General features: G+C 52.0%; 20 protein-coding genes. 4 read left to right on the top strand and 16 right to left on the bottom strand.

Annotation, left to right across the window (positions count from 1 at the left end; genetic code table 11):
- The 8 genes from rsxG to blr all read right to left on the bottom strand — a co-directional run bounded on the left by rsxG (nucleotide 1) and on the right by blr (nucleotide 6,109).
- Entirely contained in the window at nucleotides 1-621 is a 621-nt protein-coding gene (gene rsxG / locus OGX95_RS17360) for an electron transport complex subunit RsxG (RefSeq protein WP_286630348.1), read from the bottom strand.
- Nucleotides 622-630: 9 nt separating this feature from the next.
- Nucleotides 631-1,683: an electron transport complex subunit RsxD gene (gene rsxD, locus OGX95_RS17355; protein WP_286630347.1), complete on the bottom strand. Its 1,053-nt coding sequence runs from the start codon at nucleotides 1,681-1,683 to the stop codon at nucleotides 631-633.
- On the bottom strand, nucleotides 1,684-3,801 hold the full coding sequence (gene rsxC / locus OGX95_RS17350) for an electron transport complex subunit RsxC (protein WP_286630346.1): 2,118 nt from the start codon (nucleotides 3,799-3,801) through the stop codon (nucleotides 1,684-1,686).
- On the bottom strand, nucleotides 3,794-4,372 hold the full coding sequence (gene rsxB / locus OGX95_RS17345) for an electron transport complex subunit RsxB (protein WP_271454397.1): 579 nt from the start codon (nucleotides 4,370-4,372) through the stop codon (nucleotides 3,794-3,796). The genes rsxC and rsxB overlap by 8 nt, the downstream gene beginning before the upstream one ends.
- Nucleotides 4,372-4,953, bottom strand: coding sequence for an electron transport complex subunit RsxA (gene rsxA / locus OGX95_RS17340; RefSeq protein WP_005121199.1), 582 nt, complete (start codon nucleotides 4,951-4,953; stop codon nucleotides 4,372-4,374). Before rsxA ends, rsxB begins: the two co-directional genes overlap by 1 nt.
- A 76-nt stretch (nucleotides 4,954-5,029) precedes the next feature.
- Complete coding sequence (locus OGX95_RS17335) at nucleotides 5,030-5,470, bottom strand: DUF2569 domain-containing protein (RefSeq protein ID WP_040233903.1); 441 nt, start codon at nucleotides 5,468-5,470, stop codon at nucleotides 5,030-5,032.
- Between the two features lie 91 nt (nucleotides 5,471-5,561).
- Nucleotides 5,562-5,777, bottom strand: coding sequence for a transcription modulator YdgT (ydgT, locus tag OGX95_RS17330; protein WP_003832804.1), 216 nt, complete (start codon nucleotides 5,775-5,777; stop codon nucleotides 5,562-5,564).
- Nucleotides 5,778-5,983: 206 nt separating this feature from the next.
- On the bottom strand, nucleotides 5,984-6,109 hold the full coding sequence (blr, locus tag OGX95_RS17325) for a division septum protein Blr (RefSeq protein ID WP_040233850.1): 126 nt from the start codon (nucleotides 6,107-6,109) through the stop codon (nucleotides 5,984-5,986).
- 241 nt (nucleotides 6,110-6,350) lie between these two features.
- On the opposite strand from blr, the gene OGX95_RS17320 reads away from it, so the two are divergent.
- The gene (locus OGX95_RS17320; protein ID WP_286630345.1) at nucleotides 6,351-7,391 is read left to right on the top strand and encodes an oxidoreductase; all 1,041 of its coding nucleotides are present in this window, start codon (nucleotides 6,351-6,353) and stop codon (nucleotides 7,389-7,391) included.
- 90 nt (nucleotides 7,392-7,481) lie between these two features.
- On the opposite strand, the gene add is transcribed toward OGX95_RS17320, so the two are convergent.
- The 3 genes from add to malX all read right to left on the bottom strand — a co-directional run bounded on the left by add (nucleotide 7,482) and on the right by malX (nucleotide 11,359).
- Nucleotides 7,482-8,483 carry an adenosine deaminase gene (add, locus tag OGX95_RS17315; protein WP_286630344.1) on the bottom strand — a complete coding sequence of 334 codons (1,002 nt, stop codon included), beginning with the start codon at nucleotides 8,481-8,483 and terminating at the stop codon, nucleotides 7,482-7,484.
- 100 nt (nucleotides 8,484-8,583) lie between these two features.
- Entirely contained in the window at nucleotides 8,584-9,756 is a 1,173-nt protein-coding gene (locus OGX95_RS17310; protein WP_286630343.1) for a MalY/PatB family protein, read from the bottom strand.
- Nucleotides 9,757-9,766: 10 nt separating this feature from the next.
- Complete coding sequence (gene malX / locus OGX95_RS17305) at nucleotides 9,767-11,359, bottom strand: maltose/glucose-specific PTS transporter subunit IIBC (RefSeq protein ID WP_286630342.1); 1,593 nt, start codon at nucleotides 11,357-11,359, stop codon at nucleotides 9,767-9,769.
- 169 nt (nucleotides 11,360-11,528) lie between these two features.
- On the opposite strand from malX, the gene OGX95_RS17300 reads away from it, so the two are divergent.
- Nucleotides 11,529-12,557 (top strand): Mal regulon transcriptional regulator MalI, encoded by a 1,029-nt coding sequence (locus OGX95_RS17300; protein WP_286630341.1) that lies wholly within the window; start codon nucleotides 11,529-11,531, stop codon nucleotides 12,555-12,557.
- A gap of 57 nt (nucleotides 12,558-12,614) precedes the next feature.
- On the opposite strand, the gene OGX95_RS17295 is transcribed toward OGX95_RS17300, so the two are convergent.
- Together OGX95_RS17295 and manA are read right to left on the bottom strand one after the other, a co-directional pair.
- A complete protein-coding gene (locus OGX95_RS17295; protein ID WP_286630340.1) occupies nucleotides 12,615-14,123 on the bottom strand; it encodes a YdgA family protein in 1,509 nt (502 codons plus the stop codon).
- Between the two features lie 107 nt (nucleotides 14,124-14,230).
- Nucleotides 14,231-15,406, bottom strand: coding sequence for a mannose-6-phosphate isomerase (gene manA / locus OGX95_RS17290; RefSeq protein WP_286630339.1), 1,176 nt, complete (start codon nucleotides 15,404-15,406; stop codon nucleotides 14,231-14,233).
- Between the two features lie 263 nt (nucleotides 15,407-15,669).
- Between manA and fumB the strand changes: the two genes are divergently transcribed.
- Together fumB and fumC are read left to right on the top strand one after the other, a co-directional pair.
- Nucleotides 15,670-17,316 carry a class I fumarate hydratase gene (fumB, locus tag OGX95_RS17285; protein WP_286630338.1) on the top strand — a complete coding sequence of 549 codons (1,647 nt, stop codon included), beginning with the start codon at nucleotides 15,670-15,672 and terminating at the stop codon, nucleotides 17,314-17,316.
- 141 nt (nucleotides 17,317-17,457) lie between these two features.
- The gene (fumC, locus tag OGX95_RS17280) at nucleotides 17,458-18,861 is read left to right on the top strand and encodes a class II fumarate hydratase (RefSeq protein WP_286630337.1); all 1,404 of its coding nucleotides are present in this window, start codon (nucleotides 17,458-17,460) and stop codon (nucleotides 18,859-18,861) included.
- Here the strand turns inward: fumC and tus are convergent.
- The 3 genes from tus to OGX95_RS17265 all read right to left on the bottom strand — a co-directional run bounded on the left by tus (nucleotide 18,858) and on the right by OGX95_RS17265 (nucleotide 22,832).
- Nucleotides 18,858-19,787, bottom strand: coding sequence for a DNA replication terminus site-binding protein (gene tus, locus OGX95_RS17275; RefSeq protein WP_286630336.1), 930 nt, complete (start codon nucleotides 19,785-19,787; stop codon nucleotides 18,858-18,860). The two genes, fumC and tus, sit on opposite strands and share 4 nt — an antisense overlap.
- Before the next feature lie 73 nt (nucleotides 19,788-19,860).
- A complete protein-coding gene (gene rstB / locus OGX95_RS17270; protein WP_286630335.1) occupies nucleotides 19,861-21,162 on the bottom strand; it encodes a two-component system sensor histidine kinase RstB in 1,302 nt (433 codons plus the stop codon).
- Nucleotides 21,163-21,539: 377 nt separating this feature from the next.
- Nucleotides 21,540-22,832, bottom strand: coding sequence for a voltage-gated chloride channel family protein (locus tag OGX95_RS17265; protein WP_286630425.1), 1,293 nt, complete (start codon nucleotides 22,830-22,832; stop codon nucleotides 21,540-21,542).
- Between the last annotated feature and the right edge of the window lie 24 nt (nucleotides 22,833-22,856).

The raw sequence follows: 22,856 nt of genomic DNA, 5'->3' as shown, positions 1-22,856 counted from the left end.
TTATTCTCCACAGGCGCTAAGTTGAGGAAGTTGTGCAGGCAGCGTCTGTGCAAACAGGCCTGCACGTTTCACAGCATTAACCACGGCCCTGGGCGTAATGGTCGCGCCGGTGAACTGATCAAAATCGCCGCCATCTTTTTTCACGGCCCAGTGCGGGTCGTTCTCCGCACTAATCGTTTTGCCGCTAAAATGAGTGATCCAGTCAGACAGACGTAATTCAATTTTATCACCGAGGCCTGGTGTTTCATGATGTTCCGTCACCCGCGTACCCAGCACAGTACCGTTGAAATCGACACCAACCAGCAGCTGAATTGCACCGGAATAACCATCGGGTGCCGTGGCCTCCAGAATTGCCGCAACCGGACGGTCGTCCTGGCGGGCAATATAGACACGATGCGTACCTTTACCTAATGCCTGAGCATTCACCAGATAGCAACTTTCAGGCAGATTGTTATTGTAGCGATCGCCAGGCAGTACCTGATCAAACAGCGCCTTTTGCTGAAGGGCCGCTTGTTCATCAATGGTAGACTTGGTTAACTGATTAATCGCCGCCGTTAACCCTGTAGAGCCCGCGGCAAACAGTGCCAGAGTGATACCGTGTTTACGAATCGTTTTCAGCATGCGTTGTCCTTAGCGATGTCCGTACACACGAGGACGGGTGTAATAATCAATCAGCGGAACGGTGATATTTGCCAGTAACACGGCAAAGGCCACGCCATCAGGATATCCCCCAAAACTACGAATCAGCCAGACTAACAGACCCGCGAGCGCGCCAAAAATCAGGCGACCACGGTTGGTTGTTGATGCCGTAACGGGATCGGTAAGAATAAAGAATGCGCCCAGCATGGTGGCACCTGAAAGCAGATGCAACTGCGGTGATGCCAGCGACGCAGGAGAGAAAAACCAGCCTAATGTTGAACAAACGGCAAGCGACAGCAGAAAACTAACCGGGATATGCCAACGAATTGCTTTTTGCCATAACAACACGATGCCGCCCGCAAGCCAGGCAAGGTTAACCCACTGCCAACCTGCACCCGCGAGCATGCCGCTGTAGATCGGATACTGCATCACCTGTTCAACAGAGTGTCCCGCGTGCAGGGAGGTCTTAAAGGTGTCCAGAGGTGTTGCCTGACTGATGCCGTCGATCCCTATACGGAGCGTGTTCATATCGCCGCCGCCAGCGGTATGTCCGGTAAAGATAACGTTTAAAGCATCAAAAAATCCGGGCACTGTAGCGGCAATTTCATGCGGTGGCAGCCAGCTTGTCATCTGCACCGGGAAGGAGATCAACAGAACAACATAACCAATCATTGCTGGATTAAATGGGTTCTGCCCAAGACCGCCATACAGTTGCTTGGCAATGATAACGGCAAAGACGGTACCCAGAATCACCATCCACCACGGAGCCAGGGGGGGAATACTGACGGCAAGCAGCAACCCTGTGAGCAGGGCGGAATTGTCTTTCAGGGTCGCGGCCACTGGCTGTTTACGTAGTTTAAGCACGCCCGCTTCGGCAGCGATGGCACTCACTGACGCCAGCGCTATCTGGAACAATGTACCCCAGCCGAAGAACCACAATTGAGCGGCAATCCCTGGCAATGCAGCAATAAGAACCCACATCATGATACGTGATGTCTGACGCTGGTTATGGGTATAAGGGGAGCTAGCTATTCTGAATACCATTTATTCCTCGTTTACAACCTGCTGCTGTGCGGCTTTCTTGGCCTGAGCGCGTGCAATAGCGGCCGCAACGGCAGCTTTGCGCGAGTCAACCGGTTCGACAGATTCCGTGGCGGCCTGTTGCTCGAGCTTCCGGGCTTTAGCACGGGCAATCGCGGCTTCAACGGCAGCTTTGCGCGAGTCAACCGGTTCGGTGGGTTCTGTGGTGGCTTGTTGCTCAAGCTTCCGGGCTTTAGCGCGGGCAATCGCGGCTTCAACGGCAGCTTTGCGCGAGTCAACCGGTTCGACAGATTCCGTGGCGGCCTGTTGCTCGAGCTTCCGGGCTTTTGCGCGGGCAATCGCGGCTTCAACGGCAGCTTTGCGCGAGTCAACCGGTTCGACAGATTCCGTAGCGGCCTGTTGCTCGAGCTTCCGGGCTTTAGCGCGGGCAATCGCGGCTTCGACGGCAGCTTTGCGTGGATCCGTACCCGCGCTGCTGTCCTCATCCTTTGACGGATTTTCAGTGCGTGCGGCGCGAGCCTGCGCTTTTCGCGCTTCACGTGCGGCAATCACTGCGCTGTTATCAGGTTTTTCACCCGCCTGGATTACAACCGGCTGCATAGCCTGAGCCTGTTTCTCTTTTACGCGAGCCAGTGCGGCAGCGATGGCATCATGATCTTTCGCTGCAGGTTGTACAGCTGCGCTTTTATGCCGCTCAAGACGTGCCGCTTTTTCACGTTCAAGTCGCGCCTGTCGGGCCTCAAAGCGTGCTTTTGCTTCTGCTGCGCGTTTTTCTTCCTGACTGATGGCGTAAATCTCAGCCTTTTCCTGGCGGAAGTACTGTACCAGCGGAATATTGCTTGGGCATACCCATGCACATGCGCCGCATTCAATGCAGTCAGCAATATTGTGGGTTGTCGCTTTATCATGCTGCTGGCCTTTACTGAACCAGTAAAGTTGCTGCGGCAGAAGATCGGCAGGGCAGGCATCGGCACAAGCGCTACAGCGAATACACCCTTTCTCTTCCTGCGGTTCACCCATTTCACTGGCAGAGGGCGCAAGCAGGCAGTTGCTGATCTTCACGATAGGAACATCCAGCCAGGGCAGGGTAAAGCCCATCAGCGGACCGCCCATGATCACCATCTGGTCAGCAGAAGGACAGAAACCTGCATCGTTGAGCAGGTGACGAACAGGTGTACCTAATCGTGCCCAAACATTGCCCGGGCGACTGACTGCTTCGCCCGTTAGCGTGACCACTCGCTCAGTGATTGGCTCGCCGTCAATAACGGCCCGCTTGACAGCATAGGCAGTCCCCACGTTTTGCATCAGAACGCCAATATCCGAGGAACGCCCGCCGTGCGGGACCTGTTTCCCGGTCAGAATTTGGGTCAGTTGCTTCGCCCCGCCGGAAGGGTATTTGGTCGGGATAACGCGCAGGCTGATGTCGTGTGAGTCCGCCAGCACCGCACGCAGCATGGAAATGGCCTGTGGTTTGTTATCTTCAATGCCCAGCAGAATCTCGCGCGGTTGTAAAATGTGGGCCAGGATGCGGATACCTTCCACCACCTGGGCGGCACAATCCTGCATCAGGCGGTCGTCAGCGGTAATGTAAGGTTCGCATTCAGCGGCGTTGATGATCAGCGTTTCAATTTTATCACCGCCACCTTGCAATTTGACGCCAGTTGGAAAACCTGCGCCGCCGAGTCCGGCAACACCGAATTGGTGAATACGGGCGATGAGCTCCTCTCGGCTGTGGGCACGATAATTTGCCCAGCCGTCACGCTCAATCCAGCGATCTTCACCGTCCGCATCAATGATGACGCTAAGTTCAGCTAAAGCCGAAGGATGCGCGGTAGAGTGTGGGGCAATGGCTACAACGGTGCCGGAGGTGGGGGCGTGCACGGGCAACATTCTGCCGCGCCCACGGGTTAGCGCCTGACCACGCAGCACGGTGTCGCCCACATTGACACACAGTTCACCTTCAGCGCCAATATGCTGCTTCAACGGAATAATAAAGCGCGGAGCCAGCGGAACCTGTCGCAGCGGTGTCCCGTTAGACTGGGTCTTCATTTCTGGTGGATGAATGCCGCCATCAAAGTCCCAGATTTTATTTTTTCTGAATGCAGAGAATAACTTAAGCATGTTGTTCCACAGGAATGATGCGTACAGGAATCGTGTTTAAATCCCACTTCCAGCTGTCAGGTGTCTCGGCGACCGGACGTAATTCGATACATTGCGTCGGACACGGGTCGACGCACAAGTTGCATCCGGTGCACAGATCGCTCATCACCGTGTGCATGGCGCGCGTAGCGCCCACGATGGCATCGACCGGGCAGGCCTGAATACATTTCGTGCAGCCGATACAGTTATTTTCATCAATGACCGCCAGCATACGAACGGGGGTAGCATCCTGCTCATCACCATCAATAGGTTGCGGATCGACGTTCAACAGGGCCGCAATTTTTAGCATCACCGCTTCGCCACCGGGGGCGCAGCGGTTGATTTTTTCGCCCTGACAACCAATCGCTTCCGCATAAGGACGGCAGCCCGGGTAACCGCACTGTCCACACTGGCTTTGCGGGAGAATTTCATCAATTTTCTCCACGACCGGATCATCCTCGACGGCAAATCGACGAGAGGCATAACCCAAAATAGCGCCGAACGCCAGACCCAGTAGACTCACTGCGGCAACGGCAATCCAGATAGCATTCATTACAACTTCACCAAACCACTAAAGCCCATAAAGGCCAAAGACATTAAACCAGCGGTAATCAGCGCAATCGCATTACCGCGGAACGGGGCAGGAACGTCTGCCACGGCGAGGCGTTCGCGAATGGCGGCGAACAGAACCATCACCAGTGAGAAGCCGACGGCGGCGGAAAAACCGTACAGCGCCGACTGTAAAAAATTATGCCCGAGGTTGATGTTCAACAACGCTACCCCCAAAACCGCGCAGTTAGTGGTGATCAGCGGTAAGAAGATCCCCAGCAGGCGATACAGCGCAGGGCTGGTTTTGCGTACAACCATCTCGGTAAATTGCACCACCACGGCGATGACCAGAATAAAGGCCAGCGTGCGCAGGTAGATGAGATCGAGAGGGATGAGGATCCAGGTGTCAATCAGCCATGCGCAAATGGATGCCAGCGTCATTACAAAGGTCGTGGCGAGGCCCATACCCATTGCGGTTTCCAGTTTTTTGGAAACGCCCATAAAGGGGCATAAGCCCAGAAACTTGACCAGTACAAAGTTATTGACCAGTACAGTTCCGACAAACAGCAGCAGGTAATCAGTCATTTTTCGGCCTGAAATAAAAAAGCCGCCTATTATCTGACAATCTACAACAGGCGACAACAGGTTAACTGTAGGGTTATTACGGGTTCACAAACGTTGTCTTAACGCGCTGCGAGCGTTTGAAATAGGGCACCAGCAGCGCAGCAGCCAACAAGGGGAACAGCAGCTGACGCACGGCAAACGCATCCGGAACAGGAGAGAATGCAAACGCTTTAATCGCCAGCAACACCGAGATCAGCAGCCATATAATATAGTGTTTTGGCACACAGGCTCTGCGTTTGAAAAACGCGATAGTCAGCCACAGCGTGTAGTACCACATGGCGATAGCGGTAATAAAGGAGACGCCCCAGAGCAGCAAATTCGTCGTACTTTGCTCGCTCAGCGTGTGAAATGTCTGCGGTGTGGCCAACGCAGTGACATACAGCAGTAACGCCAGCGAAGCACTTAACAACGCGACTAACAGCCAGGCCAATGGTCCAAGTAGCCAGCCTCCGATACGTTGTGCCGGTGTTGTAGTCATTTCATCTCCAGGTTTACGCGCGTGAACAGACATGCCGTTCATTTTGGGGCAATGATTATATAGCTTTTAACGCCAGGCGCTACTTTCTTGTTTATTGCACGTAATGCCAAACGGATTTGGGCACCTGACCGACATCGAACAGGCGACCTCCCGAAATGAGCTCGGCACGGCGGTGGTCTGCAGCGCGATACATATTGATAATGTCGCTATCGTCAGTAAGTGTGTAGTTAAGATGATCGAACAATTTTTCCAGACTTTCTAGCGAACTGATTTTGCGGAATTTTAATAAGTAATCCTGAACAGTCATAAAAGGCAATCCATATTAATAAAATAATACTAACGGAGTAGTAAATATTAAAAAACAACCAACGTTGTACAGGTTAAACGCGAATTTGCGCGCAAATGTAAGAAGAGTTTTCAACCCTGTGGGAAACCAGGCGCTATTAGCGCCTGCGGAAAGGGTAACGCCCTTCACGATCGCAGGCAATACGTGCTGGAGCGGGATGCGTCTATTTATTTTTTCTGTACTGCAGCGACGGGTTCCGGTGGTTGGTAGTTGTCAATATGATTGGCAACACCCAACAGGATCACGGAGACCACGAGAACAATCCAACCTGTTAATTCAATAAGACGATTCATTACTGACGACATTTGCTTTGATTTATCCATAAACACAGGTAGCAAATGTTACTTATCAATAAATAATACAGCAAGAGTATTGGGAACGATTTCGATGACTTTTTCACGGCAAGTTAACGCTAAGTGGCATATGTTTGACTTAAGTTAAGCAACACCCTTTGTAGCACAAAGGTTATTAAACTATTGTGGCGCTACTATCTATGGTGTGAAATAGGCCAGATCTGAATTGAGAGGCAAAAACATGAGTGACAACATCCGCGTTGGGCTAATCGGCTACGGTTATGCCAGTAAAACTTTCCATGCCCCCCTGATCGTGGGCACTCCGGGTCTGGAACTGGTTGCGGTGTCCAGTAGTGATGAAACAAAAGTGAAGGCGGACTGGCCTTCAGTGGCAGTTGTTACTGAGCCTAAACATCTGTTTAACGATCCGAGTATCGACCTGATTGTGATCCCGACACCCAATGATACACACTTCCCGCTGGCGAAAGCGGCGTTGGAAGCAGGTAAGCATGTGGTTGTTGATAAGCCTTTTACTGTGACACTGTCACAAGCGCGCGAGCTGGATGCGCTGGCCAGAAGCGTAGGTCGCCTGCTTTCTGTCTTCCATAACCGTCGCTGGGACAGCGATTTTCTGACGCTGAAAGCGTTGCTGGCTGATGGTGCGTTGGGTGAAGTGGCTTATTTTGAATCTCATTTCGATCGCTTCCGCCCGCAGGTCCGTGACCGCTGGCGTGAACAGGGTGGTCCGGGGAGTGGTATCTGGTATGACTTAGCGCCGCATCTTTTAGATCAGGCAATTAACCTGTTTGGCTTACCCGTTAGTTTGACGGTCGATCTGGCACAGCTCCGCCCGGGGGCGCAGTCGACAGATTACTTCCATGCCATCCTGACGTATCCGCAGCGTCGGGTGATTCTGCACGGAACGATGCTGGCAGCCGCTGAGTCTGCTCGTTATATCGTTCACGGATCGCGTGGCAGCTATGTGAAGTATGGTCTGGACCCACAAGAGGAACGTCTTAAAAATGGCGAACGCCTGCCGCAGGAAGACTGGGGTTATGACATGCGTGATGGTGTACTGACACGCATGGAAGGTGATGAGCAGGTGGAAGAAACCTGGTTAACCGTTCCAGGCAATTATCCGGCTTACTATGCGAGTATCCGTGATGCGCTGAATGGTAATGGCGAAAACCCGGTTCCAGCCAGACAAGCCATTCAAATCATGGAACTGATTGAGCTGGGCATTGAATCGGCGAAACACCGATCGACACTGTGCCTTGCCTGATAATGTCAATGCCGGATGTCGGGGCATCTTATCCGACCTACAGTGTAACGTAGGCCGGATAAACGTTAGCGCCATCCGGCAATCAAACCACTACGCTGCGGCAACTTTCTCACGCAGTGCTTGTTTCTCTTCATTGCTCAGGAACGCCATTTCCAGACCATTGATTTGCGCCTGGCGAATCTGTTCACGCGTCAATCCTGCAGCCGGGGCTGCTACGGTGTACTCGTGAATAATATCCACGCCCTGAACCGCCGGATCGTCCGTATTCAGACTCGCCAGCACACCGTGCTCAAGGAATGTTTTTAGCGGATGTGTCGTCAGTGAGGCGACGGTACTGGTTTGAATATTCGATGTCAGGCAGGATTCAATGCCGATACGCTGCTCGGCGAGAAAATCCATCAGGGCGCGATCTTCGACTGCTTTTACGCCGTGGCCAATGCGCTCTGCTCCCAGTTCTCTGATAGCTTGCCAGATGCTTTCCGGGCCCGCCGCTTCACCTGCATGAACCGTGATATGCCAACCTGCGTCGCGCGCACGGTTGAAATGGGACAGGAACAAACTGCCTGGGAAACCGAGTTCATCGCCGGCCAAATCCAGGGCGGTGATGTGATCACGGTGGGCTAACAGTGCATCCAGTTCCTGCAGACAGGCAGCTTCGCCGAAAGTACGGCTCATGATACCAATTAAACGGGCTTCAACGCCGAAAGCCTTACAACCTTCGCGTACGCCTGCAATAACGGCTTCAACCACACCTGCGACGGGGAGTTGATGCGCCATAGCCATGTAGCCTGGAGAAAAGCGTAGTTCAACGTAGTGCAGACCATTACGTGCGGCATCCTCAATATTCTCAAATGCGACGCGACGACAGGCATCCAGCGATGCCAGCATTTTCACACCCCAGTCAAGCTTTGACAAAAAACTGACCAAATCAGGCTCAGTTGACGTCACCTGCACGTGAGGGATCAGCGTTTCAAGTGTTTGCGCAGGAAGCGTTAAATTAAACTGACGACCAAGATCCAGGATCGTTTGGGCACGGATGTTCCCATCAAGATGGCGATGGACGTCGGTTAAAGGAAGGGAAGTATCAATCATGGTCGCACTCATGTTTTTAGGTAAAGTGCGCAGTATTATAAGAATAAATTGGGATAAAAATCTATGTTGCGCAATGATTAATTTCATTGCGCAACTTTAGTTAGCGCAGAGAGCACAGAGCGTTAATTAATCCCTGAACGCCTTTTTCAAGTTTTGAGCGGGGGCATCCGGTATTCAGGCGCACAAAACCGTGCCCTTCCTCTCCGTAGGTCGAACCTGGCATGATCGCCACTTTTTGCTGGTGGATAAGCGCATTTTGTAACGCCTTGTCATCAACCTTGAGCGGACGTAAATCTATCCAGGCCAGATAGGTGGATTGTGGGATCTGCCAGTTAAGTTCTGGGAACGCGGTATTAAGTTCATCTGCAACGTAATGCAGGTTGCCGGCAAGATAATCCCGTAAGGCATCCAACCAGCGATCACCTTGCTGATAGGCGGCAATATGTGCGGTGAGTGCCAGCACCGCAGGAGAAGACAATCCGTCGCGTCCCTTTAGTGCACTGAGATAATCGTTGCGGCTATTGGCGTTTTCGATGATCCCATACGCTCCGGTTAATGCCGGGATATTGAAACTCTTGGAGCCGGAGGTGAGTAGCGCCCAGTCGCCGCGTGCGACATTGATCCACGGAATATGCGGTTGGTCTCCCCAAACCATATCCATATGGATTTCATCGGAAATGACGTTTACACCATGTCGCTGGCATAAGTCGGCCATGGTTTCCAGTTCATCGCGTGTCCACACTTTGCCTGTTGGATTTTGTGGGCTACATAGCAGAAGAATTTTACTCTCAGGCCTTGAGAGAGCTGCCTCCAGCTTTGCCATGTCGCAATACCAACCGTCGCTCCGCTTTTCCAGACCGACGGGGAGCACTGTGCGCTGGTTGCCTTCGATAGCCTTGTAAAATGCATCGTAAGCGGGCGTATGGACAACGACCGCGTCGCCAGCAGACGACCACTGGCGGATGAGTTCAGAGACCATATAGATAACTGAGGGGCCATATACCAGCGATTGAGGATCGATCCGGGTATTGTGACGAGTTAGAAACCAGTGGCTAATGGCCGCCAGAAATTCGTCATTTTTCCAGCGGCTGTATCCTAATACACCGTGTGACAGGCGCTGGGTCAGCGCCTCCAGAATGCAAGGAGCCGTTGCGAAATCCATATCAGAGATGGTGAACGGCAGCAGATCGGCAGTGCCAAAACGGTCAGCGACATAATCCCACTGGGTGCACCATGTTCCCTGCCTGTTCACAACCTTTGAAAAATCAAACATGTCGTTGTCCTCACGCTTGTACTGTATTCATCAGAACCGCGATTTCGTCTTTCACTGACTGGACCTGCGGACCAATAACGACCTGAAGGTTATGCTGATTAAGCTGTACCACGCCAATAGCCCGGTTGTCTTTCAGTGCCTGGACATTTACACGTGACATATCTTTGACCGACAAACGCAAACGCGTAATGCAGTTATCAAGACTAACGATATTCTCCGCGCCACCCAGTGCCGCCAGAATTGCCGGGACATTGTAGCCAGATTTACCGGGTGTGCCTGCCATCACTTTCTCGATATTGCTGGCAACTTCGACATCACGGCCGGGTGTCTTCAGATTAAAGCGGGTGATCGCGAAACGGAAGATAACGTAGTACACGGCAAACCAGATGGCCGCGACAACAGGGACCAGATACCACTTGGTGGACAACCCGTGCAGGATCCCGAACACCACGAAGTCAATCAGGTTACCGTCTGTGTTGCCGATAGTCACACCGAGCACCGCCATCACGGTAAAGCCGAGGCCGGTCAACAAGGCGTGAATCACGTACAGAACTGGGGCAACAAACAAGAACAAGAATTCCAGTGGTTCGGTGGTACCGCCAATGACGCAGGCAATCAGACCAGAAATTAATAACCCTTTAATTTTATGTCGATTCTCAGGACGAGCACAGTGATACATCGCTAATGCTGCACCCGGCAAACCGCCGAGGAATGCCGGCATTTTACCCTGAGACAGGAAGCGGGTTGCGCTTTCAGAGAAGCCTTGCGTGGTTGGGCAACTCAGCTGGGCCTGGAAAATAGTGAGTGCGCCACTGACGCTATGACCACACACTTCCTGGGTTCCGCCCGCTTCAGTAAAGCGAATGAGGGCCACCAGAATATGGTGCAGGCCAAAAGGCAGCAGAAGGCGTTCACCGGTACCAAACAGCATCGGACCAAATTCACCTGCGCTGTTGATGATATTGCCGAGCCCGGTAATACCCATCGCAAATACAGGCCAGATCAGAGGGATAACTAACCCAACCAGCCCCATGACCAGTGAAGAGATGATGGGGACAAAACGGGTGCCGCCGAAGAAAGCCAATGCGTCCGGCAGACGGATATTGTGGAAGCGTTCATGCAGCATCCAGACAATGATCCCGGCGATGACTGCACCGAGGATCCCGGTGTCGATCGACTGGATCCCCAGGATGTTTTGTATGTTGTTGGCCTTCAGTATTGCCGCATCTGTGGTAGGTAAAATCCCTTTCGCCGTCAACCAGAAGTTAACGGCAAGGTTCATAACCGCGTAGCCAACAAACCCGGCAAATGCCGCCACACCTTTGTTCTCGCGCGCCAGACCGAGAGGAATAGCAATACAGAACATCACGGGTAAGAAACTAAATGCGAAAGAGCCGACTTTACTCATCCAGGTAAAAAGAACCTGAAGCACCGGGTTACCCAATGCGGGGATCAGCGTTAAGACATCATGACTGCTTAACGAACTGCCGATCCCCAACATGATCCCGCAGAAGGAGAGCAGAGCCACGGGCAACATAAAGGTTTTGCCCAACTGCTGGAAAAATTCCCATAACGTTATTTTTGGTGTGGTTCTCGTCGTCATCTAACGACTCCTCGTGAAAGCACGGTGACTAATGATGGCGAGAAGATAAAACGTTTTACCTAATTTTAGTGCGGTATACATCACATTATCGAATGATAATAGGGCGTATAACTATAACCGATTGATAAAACGTTTTATCCGTCACGTTATCAGGGAGTTTTCTGTTTTTATGGCTATAGCCAAAAAAATAACCATCCATGATGTTGCGCTCGCTGCGGGAGTTTCGGTCAGTACAGTCTCATTGGTGCTGAGTGGAAAAGGACGTATCTCCACCGCAACCGGGGAGCGGGTAAACGCTGCCATTGAGCAACTGGGGTTTGTACGTAATCGTCAGGCATCGGTGCTGCGTGGCGGTCAGAGTGGTGTGGTCGGGCTGATTGTACGCGATCTGTCTGCGCCATTTTATGCTGAACTGACGGCAGGCCTGACGGAAGCATTAGAAGCACAGGGTCGGATGGTATTTCTTTTGCACGGCGGTAAAGACGGTGAGCAATTGGCTCAGCGTTTCACGATGCTACTCAATCAGGGAGTGGATGGCGTAGTCATTGCTGGTGCTGCTGACAGCAGTGATGCACTGCGACAGCTGGCTGAAGAAAAAGGGATTCCGGTCGTATTTGCCTCACGAGCCAGTTACCTGGATGATGTGGATACGGTCCGACCTGACAACATGCAGGCAGCGCAATTGTTGGTTGAGCATCTCATTCGGCACGGTCACCAGCGAATCGCGTGGCTGGGTGGACAGAGTTCTTCTTTAACCCGCGCCGAGCGGGTCGGCGGCTATTGTGCGACGCTGTTAAAATATGGTTTACCGTTTCATAGTGATTGGGTTATGGAATGTTCTTCCAGTCAGAAGCAGGCTGCCGAAGCCGTTACTGCACTGTTACGCCACAACCCGACGATCAGCGCCGTTGTGTGTTACAACGAAACTATCGCTGTTGGTGCCTGGTTTGGTCTGATGAGAGCGGGGCGTCAGAGCGGCGAAATTGGCGTCGATCGCTATTTTGAACAACAAGTTTCACTGGCTGGATTTGCGGATGTGGCGGAAAACTCGCTGGATGACATTCCCATTATCTGGGCCAGTACCCCGGCACGCGAAATGGGTTATACCCTGGCTGAACGTATACTGCAGCGCATTGGTAATGATGACAACCAATCCCGCAATCTGACGCTTTCCGCCCGCCTGGTCACGCAGAAGTAGCTTGCCGACGATCAAAAGCCCGATAAGCGGTATTATCGGGCTTGGTTCAGAGAAGAATTACTGTTGTGGAACTGCCGGCGCATCCGGTTCGCCAAGGGTCGGCATGCCGAACATACCAACAAACTCATCCAGCGGCATCTTCTGCCCGTTGAGCGTTACCTGGCCATTGGTGTACTGCAGGCTGGAGCCGATGGTGTTGTCCTGCATCGTGGTAATGCGGAACATTTGCCCCATCGCAGCCAGACCATTGACCTGCTGTTTAGCCAGACCCGCGGCTTGCTCCTGCTGATAGCCTTCAATTTTGGCTATCTGTGTCATGAACTCAGTCGCCATATCCACAGGAATAGCCAGCTTCGCGTCCAGTGATTTGACAGAGCGATCCACTTCCTGAGCCAGCGTTTGTGGCTCTTCTTTGGTCGCGGTTGGATCTTTGAGCAGCAGTGACAGGTTAAACGTTGTTTCGCCTTTCGCATTTTTCCAGCTTAACGGCGCAAGGGTGATGACGGGTTCACCCTTCATCAGAATGGGCAGCGCATTAAAGAACGCTTCCGTGACTTTCTGCTGATACAGCTCTGGGTTTTGGACGACATCAATCTGCGACATCAACGCCTTGGTTTGGGCACTGTACTGCTGGCTGAACTGATGCAGGGCTTCACCGTCAATCTGACCCACTTTCAGCGTCAGCTTACCGCTACCCAAATCCTGACCCTGTAATTTAAGGCTGTTCAGGGTGTAATCCAGCTGACTGTTCACGGTTTTTCCATCGTTAATCAGATCGGATTTACCATCAATTCCCATGCCTTCCAGCACGGCCAGTTCATTGCCTTCGACCGATATTGACAGTTTATCGAGAGACAGCTTCTGGTCGCCGATGCGTTCACCAAAACTGGCGACGCTGCTCGACCCTTCGGTTGTCAGGTTATTAAAGGTAATTTGCACCTTCTGGTCGTATTCGTTGACTGCATTAACCTGACCGTTTTGCGCAGCGCCCGTCAGGGAAACCGCGTTACCGTCTTTATCTGCGGTGAACTGGAATTCCCCACCGCTAAAGGTCACTTTTTCGTCGCCTTTTTCGTAGTTCAACGGTTTGAGGGAGAGATCTGAACGGGTGTCACCACTATAGCTAATACGGGAGTTGATGACGAAAGGAGACTCGCCTTTGGCTATATCAAACAAGGGCTTAGTGACATCATTATTCACCAGTATTGTTCTCACCGAAGCCATAGCAGGAATAAGGTTCAATGACTTAAGCTGGGTTAACGGGAAAGGTCCGTGATCCACCGTTTCATCCAGAACGATCGTTTGGCCTGCTTTCAGCCATGCGTTTTCCTGCCCGGCGATAGGTTTCACTACCAGTTGCAGTTGGCTACTGAACACGCCGCGCTGGTAGTTTTGATAACTCAGTTCAATTCCCGCCTCAGGTGAGTAGCGTTTGATCTGATCATTTGCCTGCGTCACCATCTCAGCGAGATGCGTTTCCAGTTTCTTTCCGGTGTACCATGCGCCGCCCGTCCAGACGATACCCAGCGCAACCACCACACCCGCAGCTACCAGCGATTTTTTCATTTCGATATCCATAAAATAAAACCAGGCGTTTGAAGACGCCTGGAGGAGTGACATGTTTTTAACTCTCTACTAGCTTAGCAAGAGTTGTTAAAAATATCAGTATCTTGCTAGAGCTTGTTGTAAACACGGGCTAAACGGCCGACACCGCTGACGCTTATTGGCGATTCATTCGCACTAATAAATGCGGATTCACCCGGTTTTAGTACCAGCCGTTGATCGCCTTTGCTCAGTAGCGCTTCACCTTCTATGCAGAACAAAATCGCCGCGCTGTGCTGGCTAATTACGGCTTCCCCGGCAGAAAGTTCGTGCAGAGAGAAGGCGAAATCATCAACCGGGATCGGGAAGTCGAGTTCACCACCGGTTTTGACCGGAGTGGTCAACAGTTGGTTCGCCGGTTTTGCGACAAATTTAACGTTGGCCACCAACTCCGGAATATCAATATATTTCGGTGTCAGCCCTGCACGCAGCACGTTATCAGAGTTTGCCATGACCTCAAGTGCCACACCTTGCAGATAGGCGTGCGGCGTTTCGGCGAACAGGAACATCGCTTCGCCAGGATTTAGCTTCACTACATTCAGCAGCAGTGGGGAGAAAAGACCGCTGTCGTTCGGGTAGACATCAGCGATAAGGCGAATAGTCTGCCACGGTTCGCCTTGCTGGCTGTTAAGGGCTGATTTCAGTATTGCCAGTGCATGCGTTTTTTCCTGGTCCTGCATATTTAACAGGCTGGCGAAAAGGTAGCTCAGGCGCTCGGCACCGGGTTCCTGCAAAAAGTGAGCAATGGCAGGATGCGCGCCTGCAACCGGTTGTAACAACGCAACGATGTCAGAGAACTCGCGAAACGCATTCATCGCCAGGAATGGCGTCAGGGCAAAAACCAGCTCTGGCTTGTGGTTCGGATCTTTGTAGTTACGCTCAGCGGCATCCATCGGGATCCCGGCTGCGTTTTCTTTGGCGAATCCTATCTCAGAGTTGTGTTTGTTCGGATGGACCTGAATAGAAAGTGGTTGAGCGGCGCAGAGCACTTTAAACAGGAAGGGCAGTTCGCCAAAGCGTTTTGCTACGGCATCGCCTAACAGTGCGGATTTATCGTGCTCGATAACATCGCGCAGAGCAACGGGGTGGCCATCGGGCCCTTGAACCTGAGAGCTGCTTTTCGGATGAGCCCCCATCCACAGCTCGGCCATTGGCTGCTGGGTGGGGTTGGCAATGCCATAAAGTTCCGTTAACGCAGTTTTACTTCCCCAGGCGTAGTGTTGCACTGAGTTGATGAGTTTTTGCATTATCAATGCCCTGTTTCAATGTTGAAAAATCTCTGGCTATTAAACCAAGAAACCCCGGACGAAGTAACCTGCACGTGCAAAAAGTCGTACTAGTCTCAGTTTTTGTTAAAAAATTGTGTAGGATATGGTGACTCGCTTTTAATACCCTGAGTAATTCCGGTTGCAGAAAGCCATACCTTCTACAACCCGATCTGCGGCAGGGAAGCAGGGCAATGGAACATCTGCCCAGAGAATAACCAGACCGAGCAGTAAGTGAGAGCACAATGTCAAACAAACCCTTTCATTATCAGCATCCTTTTCCCCTCAAAAAGGATGATACCGAATACTATCTGCTGACCAGCGACCATGTCTCTATTGCCGAATTTGAAGGTCAGGAGATTGTCAAAGTTGCGCCTGAGGCCTTAACTTTGTTGGCTCGCCAGGCGTTTCATGACGCATCGTTTATGTTGCGTCCTGCGCATCAGCAGCAGGTTGCGGACATTCTGCGTGATCCGGATGCCAGCGAAAACGATAAATATGTCGCCCTGCAATTCCTGCGTAACTCTGATATCGCGGCAAAGGGCATTCTGCCGACATGTCAGGACACCGGCACAGCGATTATCGTGGGTAAAAAAGGACAGCGTGTCTGGACCGGCGGCGGTGACGAAGCGGCGCTGGCGCGTGGGGTTTATAACACCTACATCGAAGATAACCTGCGCTATTCACAAAACGCCGCGCTGGATATGTACAAAGAGGTGAACACCGGTACCAATCTGCCAGCACAGATTGACTTGTATACCGTCGATGGCGATGAATACAAATTCCTGTGTATTGCCAAGGGCGGTGGTTCGGCGAACAAAACCTATCTGTACCAGGAAACCAAAGCACTGCTTACACCAGGCAAATTAAAAAATTACCTGGTGGAGAAGATGCGTACGCTGGGAACAGCAGCTTGCCCGCCGTACCACATTGCGTTTGTGATTGGCGGAACGTCCGCAGAAGCCACGCTGAAAACGGTGAAACTGGCGTCGGCGAAATACTACGATGAACTGCCGACCGAAGGTAACGAGCATGGTCAGGCATTCCGCGATGTTGAACTGGAAAAAGAACTGCTGATTGAAGCGCAGAACCTTGGTTTAGGCGCTCAGTTTGGTGGGAAATACTTCGCACACGATATCCGTGTGATCCGCTTGCCACGTCACGGCGCGTCGTGCCCGGTTGGCATGGGCGTTTCCTGTTCAGCGGATCGTAATATTAAAGCCAGGATCAACCGTGAAGGGATCTGGATTGAGAAGCTCGAGCACAATCCTGGCAAATATATCCCGGAAGAACTGCGTCAGGCTGGAGAAGGCGAAGCCGTGCGTGTCGACCTGAACCGTCCGATGAAAGATATCCTGGCACAGTTGTCGCAGTATCCGGTTTCTACCCGCTTGTCGCTGAATGGTACGATCATCGTTGGACGTGACATAGCGCATGCGAAACTAAAAGAACGTCTGGATAACGGCGAAAGTTTGCCGCAGTATGTTAAAGATCACCCAATCTATTACGCCGGACCGGCAAAAACGCCGGAAGGTTATGCCTCTGGCTCGCTTGGCCCTACCACCGCCGGTCGCATGGATTCCTATGTTGATCAGCTTCAGGCCGCGGGCGGGAGTATGATCATGCTGGCAAAAGGAAACCGCAGCCAGCAGGTTACTGATGCTTGCCATAAGCATGGTGGTTTCTACTTAGGCAGCATTGGTGGTCCAGCAGCTGTGCTGGCCCAGGGCAGTATCAAGAGTCTGGAGTGCGTGGAATATCCCGAACTGGGGATGGAAGCCATCTGGAAAATTGAAGTGGAAGATTTCCCGGCGTTTATCCTGGTGGATGACAAAGGCAACGATTTCTTCCAGCAAATTCAGACGTCGCAGTGCGCACGCTGCGTTAAGTAACGTCAACCGCCCTACGGGGCGGTTTTTTTTACCGCACGAACCACCAAACGACAGTTTTTTCCTCGTTAATACTCATAAGACCAATGCAAGTGGGCAATGTCGAAACATAACCTAATCAATCGTTAATATAAGGAGCAGGTAATGGTAACGGTACGCCGCGAGAATGATTCAATGGGTGCGATCGATGTTCCGGCCGATAAACTCTGGGGCGCGCAAACTCAACGATCGCTGGAGCATTTTCGCATATCAACAGAGAAAATGCCGGTCTCGCTAATCCACGCGCTGGCGCTGACTAAGCGGGCCACTGCGAAGGTTAACCAGGATCTGGGATTGCTGGCTGCGGAGAAAGCCGCTGCCATCATGCAGGCTGCAGACGAGGTGCTGGCAGACAAACATCGTGATGAGTTTCCGCTGGCTATCTGGCAGACCGGCTCCGGTACGCAAAGCAATATGAATATGAATGAGGTACTGGCAAACCGGGCCAGCGAATTGTTGGGCGGCGCGCGGGGGATGGAACGAAAAATACATCCGAACGATGACGTCAACAAAAGCCAAAGTTCAAATGATGTTTTTCCCACGGCAATGCATGTTGCCGCGCTGTTGTCTTTGCGTGAGCATCTGATCCCTCAGTTGAATGTGTTGACCACCACGTTACGTGAAAAATCGCATGCCTTCGCCGACATTGTCAAAATCGGCAGAACCCACTTACAGGATGCGACGCCACTGACGCTGGGCCAGGAGATCTCAGGCTGGGTGGCAATGCTGGAACATAACCTGAAGCATATCGAGTATAGTCTGCCGCACGTTGCTGAACTGGCGTTGGGCGGTACGGCGGTAGGGACCGGGCTGAACACCCACCCGGAATATGCCGAGCGGGTTGCGGATGAACTGGCTATGTTGACCTCTGCACCTTTTGTCACCGCCCCGAATAAATTCGAAGCCCTAGCCAGCTGTGATGCACTGGTACATGCCCACGGTGCGCTCAAAGGCCTGGCAGCATCGCTGATGAAAATCGCCAATGATGTACGCTGGCTGGCATCCGGTCCGCGCTGCGGCATTGGCGAAATTTCTATTCCTGAAAATGAACCGGGCAGTTCCATCATGCCGGGTAAGGTCAACCCGACACAATGTGAAGCCCTGACTATGCTGTGCTGTCAGGTCATGGGTAACGATGTTGCCGTTAATATCGGCGGGGCGTCAGGGAATTTTGAACTGAACGTCTATCGCCCGATGGTTATCCACAACTTCCTGCAATCGGTTCGCCTGTTGGCTGATGGTATGGAAAGCTTCAATGAGCACTGTGCGACAGGGATCGAGCCCAATCGTGAACGCATTGATCAGTTGCTCAACGAGTCACTGATGCTGGTAACCGCGCTAAACACCCATATTGGCTACGATAAAGCGGCTGAGATTGCTAAAAAAGCGCATAAAGAAGGACTGACCTTAAAAGCGTCAGCCCTGGCGTTGGGATATTTAACCGAGGCCGAATTCGACAGCTGGGTCCGCCCAGAACTGATGGTCGGTAGCCTGCGTCCGGATCGTTAATCTGCTACATACAGGTGCAGCCGTGGGATAATCAGTCTTAACGGTTGCGCCTGAGGTTTAAAACGGTGCTGAACATTGTCAGCATCGTAGTTCAGTAATCCTCCGATATCCGGTACCGTCATGCTGTTTTCGTTATTTATTAGTGCAATTAATGGCGTCGGGCAGGCATATTGCACCTGTTTTTGTTGCCCTTTGTACCAGACACGGGCGATGGGTTGTACTTTGACCGGGCGTTTGATCTTCAATTTTGCCTGTTGTGGCAGGGCAGCGATGTCCTGGTATTCGCGCTCAAGCCTGGCCTGCCACTCTTCGCGGGTCCACGGATGCACGCTGCGGGGTGATGTCAGGCTCTTTTCCAGTTGTTGCAGTACCTCATCACGCGTCAGGTTCTTAATAATGTGCTTGTTAGCCCAGCCAAATCGCAGGGTAGCCGGTTCTCTGACGACCGTTAGCGTACGATAGGCGTTCAACGTAATCAGCCCCGGTAAGTGGCGGTGCACCCATTCAAAACGCGCGGCCGATGGCAGACCAGAATCTACGGTGACAATACGCTCAAAGGTAGTTTTAAGCTGATTAATACGTTGTATTTGCTCTTCCAGCACGACTTGTGTGCCGGTATCCACCTGATAGCAGAGTACCCCCGGCAGGCGGACAGCCGCTTTGCTACTGCGATTCTCGGACTGCTGTTGAATAAACAAGTGGCGATAGTGGCGCAGTGCCAGGGTTTCCGCCTCTTTACCCAGGTGCTGTTTAACGTCGATGGTTTCCAGTGGCGCGTGTTCTGCCTCTTTCACCACTTCCGGCAAAGAGAACACACGAGCAATCAGTAGTGTCTGCTGTTGCAATTGCCCGGTGAGGTGTGCCAGTTCTTGTTCCATCTGGCGAAAGGTTCCGTTTAAGCGTTCGACGAGATCGTAACGAGCCATAGGTTTACCATTTTAGTTACAACATACTTTTTTATAACACAAGACACTCAGCCTGACCACCGAGCAGTGCAGGTCAGGCAGCTGAAAATTCAGGTATGTTATGCCAGACAGGCCAACTGAAGGAGAAGCGGGCACCACCCAGTTCACTTTCATCACAGACCACCGTACCGCCCATAGCCAGAGCGATAGAGTGGACGATGGCGAGGCCAAGTCCGCAGCCACCTGTCGCCCGGTCACGGCTGGGGTCCAGACGTACAAACGGTTCAAAAATTTGCTCGCGCGCAGCGGGCGCGATGCCGGGTCCATCATCTTCGACGGTCAGCGTTGCCTGACTCCCATTGAGTTGCAGGCTGGCTTGAACAGTAGACTGGCAGTAACGCAGAGCGTTGTTTAACAAATTATCCAGCACACGCTCCATCAAACGCATATCCAGTGCGCCGTAGTCTCCGCTCTGAAGATGGCGCAGGCGTACCGCACGATCAGGGTTGACGCTTTGTACATCTTCCAGATGGGTTGTTAGCCACACGGGCAGGTCCGGAACACTGAGTTTTAGCTCATTTTGCGGCCGATCCAGACGAGCATAGGTGAGCAATTCTTCAATTAACGCTTCCAGTTGACCAATATCGCGGTTTAGCGCCTGCGATTCCTGAGCGGTGAGGTTATCGCTCATCTCCAGGCGGTAACGCAACCGCACCAGCGGTGTGCGAAGCTCATGGGCAATACCGTCAATCAGCTGTTTTTTACTGGCAATCAGGGCATTGATATTGTCTGCCATTTGGTTAAACGCCACGCCCAGACGTTCAAAGCTTGAGCCACTGTCGAAGTGCAACCGCTCATTAAGATGTCCTTCACCAAAACGCTGCGCAGCGGCCTCCAGTCTGAGCATCTCTTGCCAGTGTGGGCGCATCCAGATCAGCACAGGGAAGGCCAATGAAATAGCAATGAAGGCCATCAGTGCGACGTCCAGCAAGCGCATCTGGTGCAGGAAATAGAGATAAGGTACCGGGCCGACAGCCAGTACATAGTGGCTTCGCGGAATTCGTTGAATAAAGGTGTACTGATCGTCGAGCGCAACGATATCACCTTCCCGTAAGCGCTGCATGGTGGGAGCATCCAGATGGTATTTATTCAACGGTTCTACGCGAAGATCAAAAGACAGGTTTAAATCCATCTCTTTCAGGGTTTTCCCCCAGTCACGCGGTGGGATTTCGCGTAATTCGCTGCGCATCAGATACAACGAGCTTTTCATCAAATCGTCGAGCGACTGTCTGCCCGCACGTTCTGCGGTGAATTTGTACACCAGGCCAACCAGCAGGGTCATCACCAGAAAACAGACAAACAACAAGAGATAAAACTGCACAAACAGCTTTTTCATACAAACCACCGAACACTTAATAGGTTAGCTAATGTGCAGTTGCCCCCGGAGCAGGTGGACGGTATCCCGTATCCACTGGCGCACAGGGTGAATATCAATCCGACCACCATCAACGCACTTATCCTGGCAGATTACACGGTATAAACCATTTCTGCATTCTTATGAGCTACCAGGCGACTATACAGGAGCGTCATTTAATGGGTATAACTCTACGCAGACCAGTCACTCAATAGCTTACCTGAGCCTACACCAGGGGAAAATTTCGATTTATACAACAACACTACCCGCCGAAAAAATAGCGATATCCTGCGCCGGTTCAAAAGATAAACCATTTATATAAACGGGTGTATTTAGAATTCTTTATCTATCCAAATGATTTAATCCTGTTTGCGGGTATTTGCCGCGAGGAAAGCCGGTATATCCGCCAGTTTAATGTTCTCCGGGACAAAACCGTGTTTCGGGCAGGCAACACGCTGAGAACGATAAATACTGGTATAGCCAGATATCAGCCAGGCAACCGCGCAGGCCAGTGCGGCATAAATTCCCGTTTCTGATCCAAATAACTCAATGGCCATCAGTGTTGAAGCGACAGGTGTATTTGCGGCCCCGGCAAAGACAGCGACAAACCCCATACCCGCAAGGAAACTGACGGGTAAATGCAGTAATGGTGCAAGTGCATTGCCCAGGGTGGCCCCAATATAAAAAAGCGGGGTGACTTCCCCTCCTTTAAAACCTGTGCCCAGTGAGACCGCGGTAAATACCAGTTTGCCCAGAAAATCCCAGGGGGCCAGCTGTTGCTGGAAAGCATCCACGATCACCGGAATGCCGAGGCCGATATAGCGATCTGCAGCTAAAAAATACACCGCGACGGCCACGACAAGTCCCCCAATGAACGGCCTGAGCGGTGCGTAACGAAAGGTTCGTTGCATAATGCTACCGATAGTATGCGTGAGGTTAGCGAAGACCCGCGCGGTAAAACCAAAGCAGCAACCGGCGATAATAACGGCAATCAGTGTCCATGCGGAGAAATCAGGGACCTGAGAGATGACGTAATGTGTATGCTTCACACCCCACAACAAACCTGTCTGATCGGCGATGATAGCCGCAAAAATACAGGGAATAAGCGCATTGTAATTCATGCGGCCGATCGCCAGCACCTCAAGGCCAAAGACTGCACCTGCCAGCGGGGTGCCAAATACGGATGAAAACCCCGCGCTGATGCCCGCCATCAGAACAAGACGCCGGGAGTCAGGTGTCAGTCTAAAAAGACGCGTAAACTGATCGGCGATGGATGCACCCATTTGTACTGCCGTTCCTTCACGCCCGACAGAGGCACCAAACAGATGAGAAATCACGGTGCTGATAAATACCAGCGGCGCCATGCGTAGGCGGATGATGCTGTGAGGATGGTGGATTTCATCAAGAACGAGGTTATTGCCACCTTCAACGGCGCTTCCGTACAACAGATAAATCCATCCTACAATGAAACCGGCGACAGGAAGTAACCAGATAAGCCAATGGTGGTTGACTCGGGTCGTGGTGGCCCAGTCAAGAGAAAACAGGAATAATGCAGAAGCTGTACCGGTTAGTACGGCGATGAGAAAAGCAAGGGCAAGCCATTGCCCGAGTGCAGTTATTGAATTATTGAGCAGAAAGTGATTTGAGCGCATTGACGCATCCTCTGATGAATTATC

The organism is Citrobacter sp. Cu233, from assembly GCF_030332225.1.
Taxonomy (GTDB): domain Bacteria; phylum Pseudomonadota; class Gammaproteobacteria; order Enterobacterales; family Enterobacteriaceae; genus Citrobacter.
The sequence above is the reverse complement of the archived record's forward strand: the minus strand, read 5'-3'. Positions and strand labels throughout refer to the sequence as shown.